General features: G+C 70.8%; 16 protein-coding genes. 10 read left to right on the forward strand and 6 right to left on the reverse strand.

Annotation, left to right across the window (positions count from 1 at the left end):
• Positions 1–92 precede the first annotated feature (92 nt).
• Complete coding sequence (locus MKD51_RS08675) at positions 93–2,558, reverse strand: DNA topoisomerase IV subunit A (RefSeq protein WP_240239916.1); 2,466 nt, start codon at positions 2,556–2,558, stop codon at positions 93–95.
• A 98-nt stretch (positions 2,559–2,656) separates the two neighbouring features.
• Here MKD51_RS08675 and MKD51_RS08680 point away from each other — a divergent pair, with 98 nt between their 5' ends.
• Together MKD51_RS08680 and MKD51_RS08685 are read left to right on the forward strand one after the other, a co-directional pair.
• Positions 2,657–3,652 carry an alkaline phosphatase family protein gene (locus MKD51_RS08680; RefSeq protein WP_240239917.1) on the forward strand — a complete coding sequence of 332 codons (996 nt, stop codon included), beginning with the start codon at positions 2,657–2,659 and terminating at the stop codon, positions 3,650–3,652.
• A 50-nt stretch (positions 3,653–3,702) separates the two neighbouring features.
• Complete coding sequence (locus MKD51_RS08685) at positions 3,703–4,110, forward strand: hypothetical protein (protein ID WP_240239918.1); 408 nt, start codon at positions 3,703–3,705, stop codon at positions 4,108–4,110.
• Positions 4,111–4,197: 87 nt separating this feature from the next.
• Here MKD51_RS08685 and MKD51_RS08690 read toward each other — a convergent pair whose 3' ends face one another.
• The 4 genes from MKD51_RS08690 to sepH all read right to left on the reverse strand — a co-directional run bounded on the left by MKD51_RS08690 (position 4,198) and on the right by sepH (position 9,156).
• Positions 4,198–5,340: an alcohol dehydrogenase catalytic domain-containing protein gene (locus MKD51_RS08690; protein WP_240239919.1), complete on the reverse strand. Its 1,143-nt coding sequence runs from the start codon at positions 5,338–5,340 to the stop codon at positions 4,198–4,200.
• Positions 5,340–6,254: an NAD(P)-binding domain-containing protein gene (locus tag MKD51_RS08695; RefSeq protein ID WP_240239920.1), complete on the reverse strand. Its 915-nt coding sequence runs from the start codon at positions 6,252–6,254 to the stop codon at positions 5,340–5,342. The genes MKD51_RS08690 and MKD51_RS08695 overlap by 1 nt, the downstream gene beginning before the upstream one ends.
• A gap of 105 nt (positions 6,255–6,359) precedes the next feature.
• Positions 6,360–7,742 carry an MFS transporter gene (locus tag MKD51_RS08700; RefSeq protein WP_240239921.1) on the reverse strand — a complete coding sequence of 461 codons (1,383 nt, stop codon included), beginning with the start codon at positions 7,740–7,742 and terminating at the stop codon, positions 6,360–6,362.
• Positions 7,743–7,902: 160 nt separating this feature from the next.
• On the reverse strand, positions 7,903–9,156 hold the full coding sequence (sepH, locus tag MKD51_RS08705; RefSeq protein ID WP_240239922.1) for a septation protein SepH: 1,254 nt from the start codon (positions 9,154–9,156) through the stop codon (positions 7,903–7,905).
• 234 nt (positions 9,157–9,390) lie between these two features.
• Here sepH and MKD51_RS08710 point away from each other — a divergent pair, with 234 nt between their 5' ends.
• On the forward strand, positions 9,391–9,678 hold the full coding sequence (locus MKD51_RS08710) for a DUF4193 domain-containing protein (protein WP_240239923.1): 288 nt from the start codon (positions 9,391–9,393) through the stop codon (positions 9,676–9,678).
• Between the two features lie 22 nt (positions 9,679–9,700).
• Here the strand turns inward: MKD51_RS08710 and MKD51_RS08715 are convergent, their stop codons facing one another.
• On the reverse strand, positions 9,701–10,156 hold the full coding sequence (locus MKD51_RS08715) for a DUF3093 family protein (RefSeq protein ID WP_240239924.1): 456 nt from the start codon (positions 10,154–10,156) through the stop codon (positions 9,701–9,703).
• Between the two features lie 69 nt (positions 10,157–10,225).
• Between MKD51_RS08715 and dut the strand changes: the two genes are divergently transcribed.
• The 7 genes from dut (at position 10,226) to MKD51_RS08750 (ending at position 18,297) form a co-directional block, all read left to right on the forward strand.
• Positions 10,226–10,678: a dUTP diphosphatase gene (dut, locus tag MKD51_RS08720; protein WP_240239925.1), complete on the forward strand. Its 453-nt coding sequence runs from the start codon at positions 10,226–10,228 to the stop codon at positions 10,676–10,678.
• Positions 10,675–11,271: a DUF3710 domain-containing protein gene (locus tag MKD51_RS08725; protein WP_240239926.1), complete on the forward strand. Its 597-nt coding sequence runs from the start codon at positions 10,675–10,677 to the stop codon at positions 11,269–11,271. Before dut ends, MKD51_RS08725 begins: the two co-directional genes overlap by 4 nt.
• On the forward strand, positions 11,271–12,053 hold the full coding sequence (locus tag MKD51_RS08730) for a DUF3159 domain-containing protein (protein WP_240239927.1): 783 nt from the start codon (positions 11,271–11,273) through the stop codon (positions 12,051–12,053). Before MKD51_RS08725 ends, MKD51_RS08730 begins: the two co-directional genes overlap by 1 nt.
• Before the next feature lie 107 nt (positions 12,054–12,160).
• Positions 12,161–14,983 (forward strand): aconitate hydratase AcnA, encoded by a 2,823-nt coding sequence (gene acnA / locus MKD51_RS08735; protein ID WP_240239928.1) that lies wholly within the window; start codon positions 12,161–12,163, stop codon positions 14,981–14,983.
• A 69-nt stretch (positions 14,984–15,052) separates the two neighbouring features.
• Positions 15,053–17,023: a 1-deoxy-D-xylulose-5-phosphate synthase gene (gene dxs / locus MKD51_RS08740; RefSeq protein WP_240239929.1), complete on the forward strand. Its 1,971-nt coding sequence runs from the start codon at positions 15,053–15,055 to the stop codon at positions 17,021–17,023.
• A 63-nt stretch (positions 17,024–17,086) separates the two neighbouring features.
• Complete coding sequence (locus MKD51_RS08745; protein ID WP_240239930.1) at positions 17,087–17,491, forward strand: hypothetical protein; 405 nt, start codon at positions 17,087–17,089, stop codon at positions 17,489–17,491.
• Complete coding sequence (locus MKD51_RS08750; RefSeq protein ID WP_240239931.1) at positions 17,488–18,297, forward strand: ADP/ATP-dependent (S)-NAD(P)H-hydrate dehydratase; 810 nt, start codon at positions 17,488–17,490, stop codon at positions 18,295–18,297. Before MKD51_RS08745 ends, MKD51_RS08750 begins: the two co-directional genes overlap by 4 nt.
• The last annotated feature ends 22 nt before the right edge of the window (positions 18,298–18,319 follow it).

The raw sequence follows: 18,319 nt of genomic DNA on the forward strand, positions 1-18,319 counted from the left end.
CGTGACGCCGACTGGGGCTGATGCGCCCGACTGGGGCCGGCATGCGGTCCCCACTCGGGCGCAGCCGCCCCAGTCGCGGGCCAACGGTGGCGCTACGCGCCGAGCTTCGAGCCGATCGCGCCGATAGCGCCGTCGATCGCCACGCCGGATCCTGCGCGCGGTGAGCCGCCCGGCGGCAGCTGGCGCTGCGAGCCGTCAGCGCCGACCGCCATCGGCGCCGGGCCGGTCCACGCGAGCGAGAGCCCCACCTCGCCCTTGAGCAGCCGGTGCGCCTGCACGCCGCCGGTGCCGCGGCCCTTCGGCGGGAACTCCGTGAGCTCCGACACCTTCACGCGCGGCTCGTCGAGCCCTGCGAGCGTCTCGGCCGCCTCGGTCACCGTCACGACCTCGGCGGTCTCCTCCGCGGCGCCGGCGAACCGCACGGTCGCGTCGCCCTTCAGCGAGATGCCCTTCATGCCCGCGGCGCCGGGCCCCTGCGGGTTGACCTGCCCAGCCGAGAAGCGCAGCAGCTGCGCATCGCTCGTGACGAGCACGATCCACGCGTCGTCGGGTGCAGGTGCGACGCCGACGACCCGGTCGCCGGCCTTGAGCGTGATGAGCGGCTCGCGGTCGCGATCGCGCAGCTCGCTCGGCAGCACACGCTTCACGATGCCGTTCGCGGTGGCCACCAGCCACGGCACGGCGTCGCCGTCGGTCGAGTCGACGAGGTCGATGAGCCCGATCGGCTCCTCGCCGCGCTCGAACGCGCCGAGCTCCTTCACCTTGATGCCGGCGGTGAGGCCCACGGATGCGGGGGGCACCGAGGGCAGCTCGGCGGGCGTCAGGCGCAGCACGGCACCCGAGGAGGTGACGAGGCCGAACGCGCCGCGGGTGGTGGTCGTGATGCTCGAGCGGATGGCGTCGTGGCGACTGCGGCGCGCCGGCTGCGGGATCGGCTCCTCACCGTCGACGCGCACCACCCGGCCGGTGGCCGACAGCAGCACGCGGGTGGGCGCATTCGCGATCTCGAGGCTCGCGGCGACCTTCGCCGCGGAGGCACGGCCGGTCGTCGCCTGCCCGTTGCCCTCGGTCAGCAGGGTGCGCCGCGGCGTGCCGAAGCGCTCGGCAACCTCGTCGAGCTCGTCCGCGACCACCCGATGCAGCGCGGCTTCGGTGCCGAGGATGCGCTCGAGCTCGGCGATCTGCGCCTGCAGCTCGTCGCGCTCGGCCTCCAGCTCGACCCGGCTGAACTTCGTCAGCCTGCGCAGCCGCAGCTCGAGGATGTACTCGGCCTGCGCCTCCGAGAGGTCGAAGATGCTCTGCAGCCGCGTGCGCGCCTGCTCGCTGTCGTCCGAGGCGCGGATCACCTGGATGACCTCGTCGATGTCGAGGATCGCGACCAGCAGCCCCTCCACGAGGTGCAGGCGGTCGCGCCGCTTCGCGAGCCTGAACTCGCTGCGACGGCGCACGACCGAGACGCGGTGGTCGATGTAGACCCGCAGCAGAGCCTTGAGGCCGAGCGTCTCGGGCTTGCCGCCGACGAGCGCCACGTTGTTCATCGAGAAGCCGTCTTCGAGCGGCGTGTAGCGGTAGAGCTGCTGCAGCACCGCATCCGGGTCGAAGCCCGTCTTGATGCCGATCACGAGCCGCAGGCCGTGCTTGCGATCGGTGAGGTCCTGCACGTCGCTCAGACCCTGCAGCTTCTTCGACAGCACGCCGTCCTTGATCTTCTCGATCAGGCGTTCGGGCCCCACCTGGTGCGGCAGCTCGGTGACGACGATCTGCGTCTTGCGGCCCTCGCGCTCGATCGAGGCGCGCGCGCGGGTCTTGAACGACCCACGGCCCGTCTCGTAGGCATCCCTGATGCCGTCGAGGCCGACGATCACGCCGCCACCCGGCAGGTCGGGGCCAGGCACGTGCCGCATGAGGTCGGCGGTGGATGCGTCGGGGTGCGCGAGCAGGTGCTTGGCAGCCTGGATGACCTCGACGAGGTTGTGCGGCGCCATGTTCGTCGCCATGCCGACTGCGATGCCGCTCGCGCCGTTGACCAGCAGGTTCGGGTAGGAGGCCGGCAGCACGTCGGGCTGTTGGTAGGAGTTGTCGTAGTTCGGCACGAAGTCGACGACGTCCTCGTCGAGGCCCTCCGTGAGCGACAGCCCCGCCGAGGCCAGCCGCGCCTCCGTGTAGCGGGCGGCCGCAGGGCCGTCGTCGAGCGAGCCGAAGTTGCCGTGCCCGTCGACGAGCGGCAGGCGCAGGGTGAACGGCTGGGCGAGGCGCACGAGCGCGTCGTAGATCGCGGTGTCGCCGTGCGGGTGCAGCTTGCCCATCACGTCGCCGACGACGCGAGCGCTCTTCACGTGCGACTTCTCGGGGCGCAGCCCCATCTCGGACATCTGGAAGAGGATGCGCCGCTGCACGGGCTTGAGCCCGTCGCGGGCGTCAGGCAGCGCGCGTGCGTAGATGACGGAGTACGCGTACTCGAGGAACGAGTCCTGCATCTCGGCAGCGACGTCGATGTCGTCGATGCGCTCGGCGGACACGGTGCTGCTGGATGAGTCTGGGGCGGGTGTGGCAGTCATAGGCTGAAGGAATGCTACCGACGCGAGCGCCCGGATCACGGAGCCTTGCCGACGTTCTGCGCAGCTCGTCGCGCGCGCTTCGCGGCGAGCCGAACGCGTTGGCGCTGCCGCAGGTCACGGGCGCCATCGTGCTGCTCGTCGACGGCTTGGGGGCTGCGCAGCTGGGTCAGCGCGCCGGGCACGCCCGCACGCTCGCCGGCGCGCCCGGCGGCTCGCTCGACGCGGGCTTCCCGTCGACGACCGCGGTGGCGCTGGCGAGCCTCACGACCGGAGTGCTGGCCGGCGAGCACGGCATGGTGGGCTACGACGCGCTCGTGCCGGGTGAGGGCGTGCGCAACCAGCTGCGCGACTGGGGCGGGGCGATGGATCCCGCCACCTGGCAGCGCGCGCCGACCATCCTCGAGCAGGAACCCTCGATCGTGATCGGCGAGCCGAAGCATGCCGCGAGCGGCTTCACGAAGGCGGTGCTGCGCGGTGCGGAGTTCCGCGGCGGCGCGACGTTGGCCGACCGGTTCGCCGTCGCCGAGCAGGCAGCGCGCGAGCGCTCGCTCGTCTACCTGTACGTGCCGGAGCTCGACCGCATCGGCCACGAGCGCGGTTGGCAGAGCGATCGCTGGATCGACACGCTCGAGCGGCTCGACGGCCACGTCTCCGAGCTCGTCGCCGGGCTGCCGCGCGGCGTGGGCCTCGTCGTCACCGCCGATCACGGCATGGTCGACGTCGACCCATCCGGTCACCTCATCGCGCCGCAGGAGCTGCTCTCCTCGGTCGCGCACGTGGCGGGGGAGCCGCGCTGCCTGCAGCTGCACGCGGCGGAGGGCGAGACGGCGGATGCGCTGGCCGCGGCCTGGCGCGCATGGCTCGGCGATGCGGCGTGGGTCGCGACGCGGCAGGAGGTCATCGCAAGTGGCTGGCTCGGCGCGGTGCACCCGGAGGTCGAGCCTCGCCTCGGCGACGTGTTCGTCGCCGCGCGCGGCAGGCGGGCGATCTACGTCGACGAGGCCGACCCCGGCCGCGGCATGATCGGCCAGCACGGCTCGCTCACGCCCGATGAGCTGCGCGTGCCGCTGCGCCGCTTCGGGGCCTTCGCCTGAGCCGTGGATAGAGTGCGGTCGAGAGCGATGGTGCTCGGATGGAGGCGGGGATGCGGACACGACACGGCAGAGCGCCGCTGCTGGCGTTGACTGCGGCCCTCGCCGGGCTGCTCGCGGGCTGTTCAGCTGGCCCGGCCGCGCTCGACTCGATGCAGATCGAGGAGATCATGGAGCAGATCGAGCTCGAGTCTCCGGATCGTTCCACCGTCGCCGAGGCGTTGCGCCTGTCGCCGATGGGCACCATCGGGGTGCTCGACGCGCGAGAGGCCACGCTCGACGCGAATCCTCCAGCGGCGCCGATCCCGTCGCCCGGCGCCGAGCAGGCTGACTGGGTGGTGGTCTCGACCTGTGGCTCCGCCGGCGCTGTGCCGTCGATCCTGCTGGTCGCGCTGCCGGCAGAGGAGGCCGATGCCTACCTTGCAGCGCCCTGGGGCACCAGCTGCGATCTCACGCAGTGACTCGACTTCGTGACGCGTGCCCGCTGTGCGGGCGCGCTCCTCAGCCTTGCGTTCTCCGCGCCGCCCGCAAGGGCGAGCGCTCCAGCATCACAGCAGCACGACCTGCCGGATGGCCTTGCCGTCGGCGAGCGTGTCGAGCGCCTCGTTGAGGTCGTCGAGCCCGATCTCGCTCGTGACGAGCGCTTCCACCGGCAGCTTCCCCTCGCGCCACAGCTGCTCGTAGCGAGGGATGTCGCGCGCCGGCACCGCCGAGCCCAGGTACGAGCCGATCACCGTGCGCGCCTCCGTCGTGAACGTCAGCGGTGACAACGACGAGCGGGCATCCGGATGCGGCAGGCCGACGGTCACGGTGGTCCCGCCCGGTGCCGTGAGGGCGAACGCCGTCTCGAACGCCTTCGGGTGGCCGGCGGCCTCGATCACGACCGGCGCGCGGAGGCCCTGCTCGATCGCCTCGTCGGGGGAGAGCGCGAGGTGCGCGCCCAGCCGCCTGGCCGTCTCCAGCTTGTCCGGCACCGCATCCACGCCGATCACGCGGCCGAGGCCGAGCGAGGCGGCGGCCAGCAGCGCGGCCATGCCGACCCCGCCGAGCCCGACGATCACGATGTCGTCGCCCTCGACCGGCTTGCCGGCGTTGATGACGGCGCCGCCGCCCGTGAGTATCGCACAGCCCAGCACGGCGGCCACCTGGGGAGGTACATCGTCGCCGACCGGCACGACAGACCGACGGTCGACCACCGCGTGCGTCGCGAATGCCGAGACGCCCAGGTGGTGGTGCACCTCGGCTCCCCGCCCGTCCGCGCTCTGCCCGACCGCACCGACCTCACTGACCTCGTGCAGCCTGCGACCGCCGCCGAGCAGCTCGCCGGCCGCGTTCGACGCGCTGCCGCGCTCGCATGGCAGTCTGCCGTCGGTCGCGCAGGCGGCGCACTCGCCGCAGCGCGGCAGGAACGTGGTCACGATGCGCGTGCCGACCGCGATGTCGTCGACGCCGTCGCCGATCGCCTCGACGATGCCGGCGGCCTCGTGGCCGAGCAGCATCGGCAGGGGTCGCAGCCTGGCGCCGTCGACCACCGAGAGGTCGCTGTGGCAGAGGCCCGCGGCTTCGATGCGCACCAGCAGCTCGCCGGGTCCAGGCCCGTCGAGCTCGAGCTCCACGAGCTCGAGGGGGCGCGACTGGGCGAACGGCCGCTCAGCACCGAGAGCCCGCAGCACCGCGCCCCGGATCCGCATCAGCGGCCGTCCCAGCCCTCGACGGATCCATCCGGGCTCGCCTCGCGGACCACGAGCGTGCAGTCCTTGCCACCGAAGCCGTCGTCGAGCAGCCGCTGCAGCTGGTCGCGGATGAGCGTCGCTGCCGGCACGTTGACGCCGGCGGACTCAGCACCCGCGACGGCGAGCGTGACGTCCTTGTGGCACAGCATGGCCGAGAAGGATGCGTCGAAGTTGTTGTTCGAGGCGGCGCCCGGCACGACCCCGGGCACCGGGTACCAGGTGCGCACGGCCCACGAGTCGCCGGAGGAGACCCGTGCGACGTCGAAGAAGGCCTTGGGGTCCAGGCCCAGCTGCTGCGCGAGCTGCGAGCCCTCGGACATCGCCAGGATTGAGACGCCGAGCATCATGTTGTTGACGAGCTTCGCGGCGATGCCGTGCGTCGCCTCGCCGACCGCGAGCACGTTGCCGGCCATCGGCGTGACGATCACCTTCGCGTCGGCGACGTCGGCCTCGGTGCCGCCGAGCATGAACGCGAGCGTGCCGGCCTCCGCGCCCTGCGTGCCGCCGGAGACGGGGGAGTCGACGAAGCGGAAGCCGCGCGAGCCGGCCTCGCCGTGGCACCAGCGCGAGGTCTCGAGGTCGACGGTCGAGGTGTCGAGGATGAGCGTGCCCGGGGCTGCGTGGTCGAAGACGCCGTCGGCGTCGGCGAGCACCGATCGCACGTGCTCGCCCTTCGGCAGGCTGAGGATCACGACCTCCGCGCCCTCGACGGCCTCCGCGATCGAGCCGACGGGCGTGATGCCGTGGTCGGCGGCGGCAGCGAGGAAGGCCTCGACGACGTCGTAGCCCTTCACGGTGTGACCAGCAGAGACGAGGTGGGCGGACATCCGGCTGCCCATGTTGCCGAGCCCGATCCAGGCGATTGACGTCATCGTCGATTCCTTCCGAAGGTGTGGTGCCCACGCTAGCGGTGCACGCAGGAGGACGGGCGGCGAGGAAGCCCCGCCGCCCGTCTCATGAGGGGTGCTGATCGGTGATCAGATCGTGCCCTTCTCCTCCAGCAGACGGCGACGGTCCTCGTCGTCGACGTCGTGCAGCGAGATGCCCTTCGTCTCCTTGAGCGCCAGCGCGGCGATCAGGGTGATGACGCAGGCAGCCAGTAGGTAGAGGGCGACCGGGATGTGGCTCTCGTACTCGCGCAGCAGCGCTGTCGCGATGACTGGTGCGAGAGAGCCCGCGACGATCGAGGTGACCTGGTAGCCGAGCGAGACGCCCGAGTAGCGCATGCGCGTCGGGAAGATCTCGGCCATGATCGCCGGCTGCCCCGCGTACATGAGGGCGTGGAACGCCAGCCCCAGGATGATGCCGAGCAGGATCACGACGTCGTTGCCGGTGTTGAACATCGGGAACGCGATGAAGCCCCAGGTCGCACCCAGGATCGCGCCCGCGATGTACATCGGCTTGCGCCCGACCGCGTCGACGAATCGACCGACGATCGGCACGAAGATCATGTGCGCGACGTGGGCGATCGCCAGCAGGCCGAGGATGCGGCTGACCTCGTACTCCAGGAACACCCCCAGGTAGGTGATCGAGAAGGTGACCACCAGGTAGTAGAGGATGTTCTCCGCGAAGCGCAGACCCATGGCCGTCAGCACGCCCTTGGGGTAGCGCTTGAGCACCTCGAGCACGCCGTAGCCCTGCGCCTTCGACTGCGCGACCTCCTGGCGCACCTCCTGGAAGATGGGAGCGTCCTCGATACGAGTGCGGATGTAGTAGCCGACCGCGACGATGACGACCGAGAGCCAGAAGGCGATGCGCCAGCCCCAGCTGAGGAACTGCTCGTCGGAGAGCGTCCACTGCAGCACGAGCAGCACGATCGTGGCGAGCAGGTTGCCGATCGGCACGGCCGCCTGCGGGAACGACGACCAGAAGCCGCGCTCCTTGTTGGGGGAGTGCTCCGCGACGAGCAGCACGCCGCCGCCCCATTCGCCGCCGACCGCGAAGCCCTGGAAGAAGCGCAGGATGACGAGGAGCGCGGGTGCCCAGTAGCCGATGACGTCGAAGGTGGGCAGGCAACCCATCAGGAAGGTCGCGACGCCGACCAGGATGATCGCGACCTGGAGCAGCTTCTTGCGACCGTACTTGTCGCCGAAGTGACCGAAGACGATGCCGCCGAGCGGCCGGGCGACGAAGCCGACGCCGTAGATCAGGAACGCGTTGATGATGGCCGCGTACGGATCGTCCGAGGGCGGGAACATGATCAGGTTGAAGACGATCGTCGACGCGGTGGCGTAGAGGAAGAACTCGTACCACTCGACGACGGTGCCGGCCATGGATGCGGTGACGACCTTGCCGAGACCGCTGCGCGTGTTGTCTCTCGACGCGTCGTTGACGGCCGTGCCGTCGGATGACTGTGTCATGCCTACCTCCTTGTAGGTGCACGGGGCTGTGCCACCGGGCAACCTAACATGACGCCCGGTTCAGGTGGGACGACACACCAGAGCCGGTCGTCGGTCCGACGCAGGAACGGGGAGGGCGTCCGGTTGGACGCGCTCCCCGTGGTGCTGCTGCTGTGCGGTGCTAGTCGTCGGTGCGGGAGCCGAAGACGATCTCGTCCCAGCTGGGCATCGACGCGCGCGAGCCGCGCTTGCGGCTGCCGACCGGGCCCGTGCCGTTGGCGCGCTGGGGTCGCTGCTCCTCGGCGGCAGGCTCTGCCACGGGTGTCGCGGGCGCCTCGGGCTCCACCTCGAACAGGCTGGGCTCTGCCTCTGCGGTGCGCAGTGCGGCCTCGCGCTCCGTGCGTCGGCGCCGCAGCGCGTCGAGCAGCTCTGCCGTGTGATTGGGCTGCGCGGATGCGGCGGGACGGTTGATCGCGGCCGCCTGGACGTTCTCGGGTTGGCTTCCGACCTCGCCGCCGCGGATGCGCAGCCACGGGTTGTCGGCCTTCGTCGGCTCCTTGGCGCGATCGTCGACGGGGGCCTCCGTCGACGCGGACGACTCGATGGCCTCTTCGAGCCCGACCCCGGGCTCGACCGGCTCGGGCGCGGAGCGGGCTGTGCCGCGCTGGATGCGGAAGGCGTCGGAGTCGAAGCGGCCGGTGTCGGTGCGCGCGGCATCGACGCTGGCCCGCTCGCGCGCAGCCGCGCGCTGCGAGATGGGTGGCGGACCGGCCTCGTCGACGGGCGCGGGGGCTGCGCTCGGGGCGGTGGATGCCGCGTCGGGCGTCGACGGCCGGCTCTGGCGGTCGATCGCGCGCAGTCGAGGCACGAGCACGCTCGACGCGTCGCCCGTCTGGCTGAGCGAGGTCGCCTCCTTGCTGCGCGGCGTCAACGTGGCCTTCTTGGGCTCGTAGCCCCACGTGGCCTCGTGCTGGATGGCCTCGGTGGTGAAGCGCAGGCGCACGGTCCAGACGCCGCTGTCACCGTCTTTCCAGGCCGCCCAGGATCGCTCGGACGCACGGAGGTCATCGAGGCGCTCGTCGATCGCAGCGCCGAAGGTCGTCTCGCCCGCGAGCGGATCGATGTCGCCGGTCGCGACCGGGATCGACAGCGCGGAGGCGAGCACGTGGTTGCGCTCTGCCACGACTGGGCCCTCGAAGCGCTCGATGTAGGCGAGCTCCTCGCCGGTCGACGAGGCGACCTCCTCGGCGGTCATGCCGCCGCGGATCAGGGACTGGATATCGCGCGGCGTGGCCTTGCGCTCCCGGTGGGGGATCGCGACTGCCGGCTTGCGGTGCTCCGGCAGGGCATCGACGGGCACGCGGAAGCGCTCGCCAGACTCTGACTCGAGGATGAGGACGTCGTCCTCGACGCCGATGACGCTCAGCTGCTGCATGATTCGTCGGTCCTTCCTGGCGTGGATGTCGGGTCTCGTCAGCATCCCACGGAGGCGCAGTCGGGGCCGGGAATGGGACGGGCGCGCCGCGCGTTCCGTTGGGTGCACTGCCCGCAGTGCTCACCGGTCGTCCGGGGTATGGTCTTCACGCAGATATCTGATTTGCCTCAGGTGTCACTTTCGTGCAGAATGTGCGCCGACGACGCTCACCCCCAGCCCAGCAAGGAATGTCAGATGGCCACCGATTACGACGCCCCGCGCAAGACCGACGATGAGAACGAGTCGATCGAGGCGCTCAAGGAGCGCGTGCCGGCGAAGAGCGTCGCGACGGATGACGACGCCGACAACCCGGGCAGCTTCGACCTCTCAGCCGCAGACCTCGCCGACGTCGAGCTCGACGTCGTCGTGCTGCCCCCGCAGGAGCACGAGTTCACCTGCGTGAACTGCTTCCTGGTGAAGGACCGCCTGCAGTTCGACCACGAGACGAAGCTCGGCCCGATCTGCCAGGAGTGCGCCTCCTGATCCCAGGAGCTCGGAGCTTGCGCTAGGCGCGCTGCTGCGCCGCGGCGATCGCTGCGGCCAGCTCGCCCGCCCGACGTGAGCTGATGACCCAGGCGGGTGTGGAGTCCGCCTCGTCGGTCACGGGCACGCGCACGACCGCCCTCGTCCACGGCGAGATCACGTGGTGGTCCGCCGGGTCCCAGCCAGAGCGCAGCGCCGCTCGCGCCGCCGCGCCCTCCAGCGCATCCGCCGTGCCGAGGAACCCGACGCCGATGCGAGCCCTGCCTGCGCGAAGATGCCCGTCGCGCAGCTCGACGACCGGCGCGGTCAGCCACAGGACGAGCGCGATCCCGGCGTACAGCACGATGGCGACGACGATGCCGACCTCGATGCTCACCGGCAGGAACACCAGCAGCGATGCGGGGACGACGAGCAGCAGGACGAGCAGCAGCCACCACGGCGGCACGAGCCGCTCGCGGTACGAGGGGGCGGAATCCATGCCTCCATCATCGCGCCTCCGCGCGCTCCGGTTCGCCGCGCGCGCCAGCCTCGGCTAGCCTCGTGTGCGATGGAGCAGGTAGAAGTCCTCATCACCGGATCGCCGGTGCCCGCCTATGCGCACCCGGGAGACGCAGGTGCCGACATCCATGCCGCCGAGAGCCTGACGCTCGAACCCGGCCGACGAGCGCTCGTCGCCACCGGCATCGCAATCGCGCTGCCGGAGGGCTTCGCGGCGTTCATCCACCCGCGCAGCGGCCTGGCCGCCAAGCACGGCATCACGATCGTGAACGCACCGGGCACGGTCGACGCCGGCTACCGCGGCGAGATCAAGGTGAACCTGCTCAACACCGGCAGCGAGCCGCACCGCATCGAGGTGGGCGATCGCATCGCGCAGCTCATCGTGCAGCGCGTCGAACGCGTGCGCTTCATCGAGGTGGAGCGCCTGCCGGGTTCGGATCGAGGCGAGCGCGGGCACGGATCCACCGGCCTCGGCGCTGCACCGGAGGGGATCGCACGATGACCGACACCACTGACGACCAGCAGCTGCCCGACGAGGAGGAGCTGATCGAGAAGAGCGCTCCGAGCGACCGCGCGGAGGTCGGCCCGCTCGACGAGGCAGAGGCCCCCGTGCGCCCCTACGTCGATCTCGGCGGGCTCCGCATCGTGCCGCGCCCCGGCATGCAGATGCGTCTCGAGGTCGAGGAGAAGACCAAGCGCATCGTCGCCGTCACCCTCGAGCACGAGGGCTCGACCGTGCAGCTGCAGCCCTTCGCCGCACCGCGCAGCGAGGGGATCTGGGCGCCCGTGCGCGAGGTGCTGCGCACGCAGCTCGAGCGCCAGGGCGCGACCGTCGACGACGCAGACGGCCTGCTCGGCCCCGAGCTGCGAGCACGGCTGCAGACCGGGCCGGACGGCTCGCCGCGCGCCGTGCGGATCATCGGCGTCGATGGTCCGCGCTGGATGCTGCAGGGGCTGATCGGCGGGCCGGCGGCCGTCGACGACGCGAAGGCCGCCGCGGCCATCGAGCTGTTCCGCTCGACTGTCGTGTGCCGCGGCGTGGACCCCATGCCGCCGCGAGAGCTCATCCCGCTGCGCGCACCGAAGTCGGCCTGATGGCGGCGGATGAGCCCGGGGACCGCGAGCGGCAGGAGCCCTCGGCGCAGGACGAGCCGTCGTTCTCCGACCAGGTCGGCGCGGCCATCCGCGGCTCGAAGCTCGGCCAGCTGGATCCGGCGGCGAAGCCCTCTGCGAACGCGCTGCTGGGTGCGATGGGCGGCGTCCGCGGGCTGATCGAGTCGCTGCTGCCGGGCATCCTCTTCCTGGTGCTCTACGCGACCACGAAGAGCGTCTGGATCTCGGTGCTCGTGCCGCTGGCCGTCTCCATCGGGTTCGTCGCCTGGCGCGTGCTGCAGAAGGGCCAGCCGGTGCTGGCCTTCGCCGGCCTCATCGGCGTCGGCATCTCTGCGGCGGTCGCGCTCATCACCGGCCAGGGCGAGGACAACTTCCTCTGGGGCTTCACGGTCAACACGATCGTGATCCTCGTGCTCGTCATCAGCATGCTCATGCGCAAGCCGCTCGTCGGCGTCATCGCCGGCGCGCTCACGGGCACGCCGCATGCCTGGCGCACCGAGAGGGCCAAGCGGGCGGTCGCGTGGCGGGCGACCATCCTGTGGCTGATCGTCATCGGTGCCCGGCTCGCCGTGCAGGTGCCGCTCTACTTCGCTGAGACAGAGGGGCTGCCGGGGGCGATCGAGCTGCTCGCCGGCGCCAAGCTGCTGATGGGCGTTCCGCTCTACCTCGCCGCGCTGTGGGTGACGTGGCTGATGGTGCGCACGGTGCTCGAGTCGCCCGATGCCGACACGCCTGCCGACCCGGAGGGCTCCGGGAAGCGGTAAGGTATCTTGACGTCAAGATATCTCGTCTCGAAGCCGTCACGCACGACGGCTCGAGGCATACACTCGAGGCGCAGCCAGCGCATCCCGTGAGACCTGAAGGAGTCACGATGGCGAACCCGAACAGCTTCGACAGCAAGAGCTCGCTGTCGGTGGGCGGCACCGACTACACGCTCTACCGAATCGACAAGGTCGCGGGCCACGAGCGCCTGCCGTTCAGCCTCAAGGTGCTGCTCGAGAACCTGCTCCGCACCGAGGACGGCGCGAACGTCACCAAGCAGCAGATCGAGGCGCTCGGCTCCTGGGACGCCACGGCTGAGCCCAGCGTCGAGATCCAGTTCACGCCCGCGCGCGTCGTGCTCCAGGATTTCACCGGCGTGCCCTGCATCGTCGACCTCGCCACCATGCGCGAGGCCGTGGCCGAGCTCGGCGGCGACGCCACCAAGATCAACCCGCTCGCCCCCGTCGAGCTCGTGATCGACCACTCGGTCATCGCCGACCTCTTCGGCACCCCCGACGCCTTCGAGCGCAACGTCGAGATCGAGTACCAGCGCAACGGTGAGCGCTACCAGTTCCTGCGCTGGGGCCAGACGGCGTTCGACGACTTCAAGGTCGTCCCGCCGGGCACCGGCATCGTCCACCAGGTCAACATCGAGAACCTGGCGAAGGTCACCTACGCCCGCGAGTTCGGCGGCGAGCTGACGGCATACCCCGACACGGTCGTCGGCACCGACTCGCACACCACGATGGTCAACGGCCTCGGCGTGCTGGGCTGGGGCGTCGGCGGCATCGAGGCAGAGGCGGCCATGCTCGGCCAGTCCGTCTCGATGCTCATCCCGCGCGTCGTCGGCTTCAAGCTGTCCGGCCAGATCGCCACGGGTGTGACGGCGACGGATGTCGTGCTCACGATCACAGAGATGCTTCGCAAGCACGGTGTGGTCGGCAAGTTCGTCGAGTTCTACGGCGTCGGCGTCGGCGCCGTTCCGCTGGCCAACCGTGCCACGATCGGCAACATGAGCCCCGAGTTCGGCTCGACGGCCGCGATCTTCCCCGTCGACGACGTCACGCTCGACTACCTGCGCCTGACGGGTCGTGACGAGCAGCAGGTCGCGCTCGTCGAGGCCTACGCCAAGCAGCAGGGCCTCTGGCATGACCCTTCGGTGGAGCCCGTGTTCTCCGAGTACCTCGAGCTCGACCTCGGCACGGTCGTGCCCTCGATCGCCGGACCGAAGCGTCCGCAGGATCGCATCGAGCTCTCGCGGGCGAAGTCGCAGTTCTCGAAGGACATCGTGAACTACGCGAGCGCCTCGACCTCGACCTCGATGGTCGACCTCGAATCGAAGCACTCGTTCCCGGCTTCGGACCCGGGCGCCGTGCCCGGTCAGGAGGATGAGGACACGCGCGAGGTGCACATCAACAGCGGCAGCGGCATCCCCGCCGAACTGTCGAAGCCCGTCGAGGTGACCGGCCCTGACGGCCAGACGTACACGCTCGACAACGGCGCGGTCACGATCGCCGCCATCACGTCGTGCACGAACACGTCGAACCCCTCGGTGATGCTCGCGGCCGGTCTGCTCGCCCGGAAGGCGATCGAGCACGGCCTCAAGGCGAAGCCGTGGGTCAAGACGACCCTGGCTCCCGGCTCGAAGGTGGTCACCGACTACTACGACAAGTCGGGCCTCACCAAGGACCTCGACGAGCTCGGCTTCTACACCGTCGGCTACGGCTGCACGACGTGCATCGGCAACTCGGGCCCCCTCATCGAGGAGGTCTCGGCTGCGATCAACGAGCACGACCTCGCCGTCACCGCAGTGCTCTCGGGCAACCGCAACTTCGAGGGCCGCATCAACCCCGACGTGAAGATGAACTACCTTGCGTCGCCGCCGCTGGTGATCGCATACTCGCTCGCGGGCACGATGGACTTCGACTTCGCGAACCAGCCGCTCGGCAAGGGCAAGGACGGCCAGGATGTCTTCCTCGCCGACATCTGGCCCTCCGCCGAAGAGGTGCAGGCGACGATCGACTCGTCGATCGACACCGAGATGTTCACCACGCAGTACGCCGCCGTGTTCGACGGCGACGAGCGCTGGCAGAGCCTTCCGACGCCCGACGGCGATGTCTTCGAGTGGGATGCGGAGTCGACGTACGTGCGCAAGCCTCCGTACTTCGACGGCATGACCATGGAGCTCACGCCGGTCGTGGACATCCAGGGCGCTCGCGTCCTGGCCGCCCTGGGCGACTCCGTCACCACCGACCACATCTCCCCGGCCGGCGCGATCAAGGCCGACAGCCCGGCAGGCAAGTACCTGACCGAGCACGGCGTCGCTCGCCCCGACTTCAACTCCTACGGCTCCCGCCGCGGCAACCACGAGATCATGATCCGCGGCACGTTCGCGAACATCCGCCTGAAGAACCAGCTCCTCGACGGCGTCGAGGGCGGCTTCACGCGCGACTTCACGACGGCCGATGGCGCGCAGTCGGCGATCTACGACGCATCCGTCAACTACCAGGCGCAGGGCACCCCGCTCGTCGTCTTCGGTGGCAAGGAGTACGGCTCCGGCTCGAGCCGCGACTGGGCGGCCAAGGGCACCAACCTGCTGGGCGTGCAGGCCGTCATCACCGAGTCGTTCGAGCGCATCCATCGCTCCAACCTGATCGGCATGGGCGTCGTGCCGCTGCAGTTCCCTGCTGGCGAGTCGTGGGCGTCGCTGGGCCTCGACGGCACCGAGAGCGTCTCGATCTCCGGGCTCACGGAGCTCAACGAGGGCCGCACCCCCAAGACGGTGCGCGTGGTCGCCGAGCCGACCGCGCACAGCCCGGAGGGCAAGCAGACCGTCGAGTTCGACGCTGTCGTGCGCATCGACACCCCCGGAGAGGCCGACTACTACCGAAACGGCGGCATCCTCCAGTACGTCCTGCGCTCGCTGGTCTGAGCGCATCCCCCAGAAGACCCCCTGCAGCGCAGGGGGTCTTCTGCGTGGCGCCGAGTACCATGGAGCGCTATGGCGATCCTCGAACAGATCACAGGGCCCCGGGACCTCGACCGGCTCTCGCAGGCCCAGCTGGTCGAGCTGGCTGCTGAGATCCGGTCGTTCCTGATCCGTGAAGTCGCTCGCACCGGCGGGCATCTCGGGCCGAACCTCGGTGTCGTCGAGCTGACGGTCGCGATGCATCGGGTCTTCCACTCGCCGCGGGACGCCTTCGTCTTCGACACCGGCCACCAGTCCTACGTGCACAAGCTGCTCACGGGGCGCCAGGACTTCTCACGACTGCGGCAGCGCGGTGGCCTCGCTGGCTACCCGCAGCGCTCCGAGAGCGAGCACGACATCGTCGAGTCGAGCCACGCATCCTCCTCCCTGTCGTGGGCAGACGGCATCAGCCGTGCCTTCGACATCACCGGCCAGCATGACCGCTCCGTGGTCGCGGTGGTCGGCGACGGCGCCCTGACGGGCGGCATGACGTGGGAGGCGCTCAACAACATCTCCGACGACAACCGCCGCAGGCTCGTGATCGTCGTGAACGACAACGGCCGCTCGTACGCGCCCACGATCGGCGGCATGGCGCGGTTCCTCAACGGCGTGCGCACGCAGCGCTCCTACCGCACGCTGCGCGGCACCTCCGAGCGGCTGTTCTCGCGCTTCGGCCACCCCGGCCGCGCCGTCTACCGCGGTGTGCGCGGCGCCACCCACGGCTTCCTCACCCGCTTCGTGAACAACGAGGTGCTCTACTCCAACCTCGACATCAAGTACCTCGGCCCCATCGACGGGCACGACGTCGAGGCGCTCGAGGAGGCGCTGACGCAGGCGCGCGACTTCGGCGCGCCCGTCATCGTGCACGTCATCACGCAGAAGGGCCAGGGCTTCGACCCTGCCATCAACGACGAGGCCGACCAGTTCCACGCCGTCGGCCAGATCGATCCGGAGACCGGCGAGGCGATCGCCAGCGCGGGCCGTCCGTCCTGGACCTCGGTGTTCGCCGAAGAGCTCGTCTCGCTCGCGCGCAAGGACGAGCGCATCGTCGGCATCACGGCCGCCATGCTGCGCCCGACGGGGCTCGACCGGCTCGCCGCGCTCGATGCCTCTCGCGTGCTCGATGTCGGCATCGCCGAGCAGCATGCCGTCACGACTGCCGCCGGACTCGCTTACGGCGGGCTGCATCCGGTCGTCGCGATCTACGCGACCTTCATCAACCGCGCCTTCGACCAGGTGCTCATGGATGTCGCGCTGCACAAGGCGGGCGTCACGTTCGTGCTCGACCGCGCCGGCGTCACGGGCCCAGACGGCCCCAGTCACCACGGCATGTGGGATCTGGCGCTGCTGCAGTTCGTGCCCGGCATCCGCCTGGCCGCGCCGCGCGACGCGGCGCGCCTCGAGGAGGAGCTGCGCGAGGCCGTGGCCGTCGACGACGCGCCGACCGTCATCCGCTACCCCAAGGGCTCCGTGCCCAATCAGCTCGACGCCGTGCGCCGCACGGACGACGGCGTCGATGTGCTGCTCGAGGCACCGCACCGCGACGTGCTCATCATCGCGATCGGCCCGTTCGCGCACCTGGCGATGGACGTCGCCCAGCGGGTGCAGGCGCAGGGCATCGGGGTGACCGTGGTCGACCCGCGCTGGGTCGTGCCGGTCGCGTCCTCGATCGTCGAGCTCGCGCGCGATCACCGCATCGTCATCACGCTCGAGGACGGCGTCCGCGTCGGCGGCATCGGCACGCGCATCCGTCAGGAGCTGCGGGCCGCCGGCGTCGACACGGCAGTGGACGAGCTGGGCCTGCCGGATGCGTTCATCGACCACGCGGAGCGCGGCGAGATCCTCGAGGACGCCGGGCTCTCTGCCCAGACGATCGCCCGCAACATCGTGCAGCAGGTGCTCGGCACCGGCCGCGTGCCGATCGCGCGACCGCTGCCGGGGGAGCAGGAGCTGCGGCTCGACGCTCCCGCCGACGCTGATCCGGCGCAGCACCCCCTCGACTGAGTTCTCCACAGCGGGCGAGGTCACTCGCTCGCACGCGGGCTCGGATGCGGTTCCCTGCCCGGCATGGACGACACGACACCCCCTCCCTCGCCGTTCGCCGAAGCCGACCCGCTCGCCGCCGCCGCGGCGCTCGTGCAGCAGGGCATCGTGCGCAGGCTCTGGATCTTCCTGATCGATCCCCGCGGTCGGCTGCGACGAGAGCTGCAGCAGGTCGACGGCATCCCGGTCACGCCCGATGCGTATGCGGTGCTGGCGGTGCGCGGGATCCTCGGCCACGTGCTCGAGCCCGAGAACGAGGTCGCGTTCGCGATCGAGCGGCCCGGCAGGCCTGAGCCCACGCCCGACGACTGGGCCTGGCACGACGCGATCGTGCGCGCGGCGGAGGGCATCTCGGTGCCGCTGCGCGGCGTGCTGCTCGCGCACGGCTCCGGCGTCGACCCGATGGCGCCGCGTATCGTGGCGGCATGACGTGGCTGCGCACTCCAGGTGCTGATGACGACAAGCGCTCGATGGGCGTGCTGGGCGTCGTCACGGGCTCGGTGCGCTACCCGGGCGCCGCCGTGCTCGGCGTCGAGGCGGCGTGGCGCACGGGTGCCGGCATGGTGCGGCTCTGGGCACCCCGACGCGTGCAGGATCTCGTCCTGGCACGCAGGCCGGAGACCGTGTGCCACGCGCTCGACGAGGCTCCGACGGGCGTGGACGCCTGGCTGCTCGGCTCCGGTCAGGACGCCCGAGAGCGCGACTCGGCGCTGCGGTCGCTGCTGCTGGCGGTGCTCGGAAGCGGTGCGCCGTGCGTGATCGATGCCGGTGCCCTCGATCTGGCCACCGCGCACGCGGGCCCCGTGGTGCTGACGCCGCATGCCGGCGAGCTCGCGCGGCTGCTCGGCGATGGCGATGCCGCGGGCAGCGATCTCGCAGGCCAGGCCGCGCGGGCAGCCGCAAGGCTTCGCGCGGTCGTGGTCGCGAAGGGCGCGCCGACGCACATCGTGGACGCGCTGGGCGCCGCCGTCTCGGTCGAGGCCGCGACGCATCGACTGGCGACGGCGGGCACGGGCGACGTGCTGGCCGGCCTGCTGGGGGCGATGCTGGCGGGCAACGCGACCGCGTTGGCCGAGCCCGGCGTGCTCGCGCGGATCGCCGCAGAGGGCGTTCGACTGCACGGCGAGGCGGCAGCGCTGGCAGCCGCAGACAACCGACCGATCACAGCGCTCGACGTCGCAGAGCGACTGCCGCAGGCGGTGGCCGCGCGGATCGCGGCGTCGACGGCTGGCTGAGCGGCCGGCGTCCGCACCGATC

Origin of the sequence: Agrococcus sp. ARC_14 (assembly GCF_022436485.1) — a bacterium.
Lineage (GTDB): Bacteria > Actinomycetota > Actinomycetes > Actinomycetales > Microbacteriaceae > Agrococcus.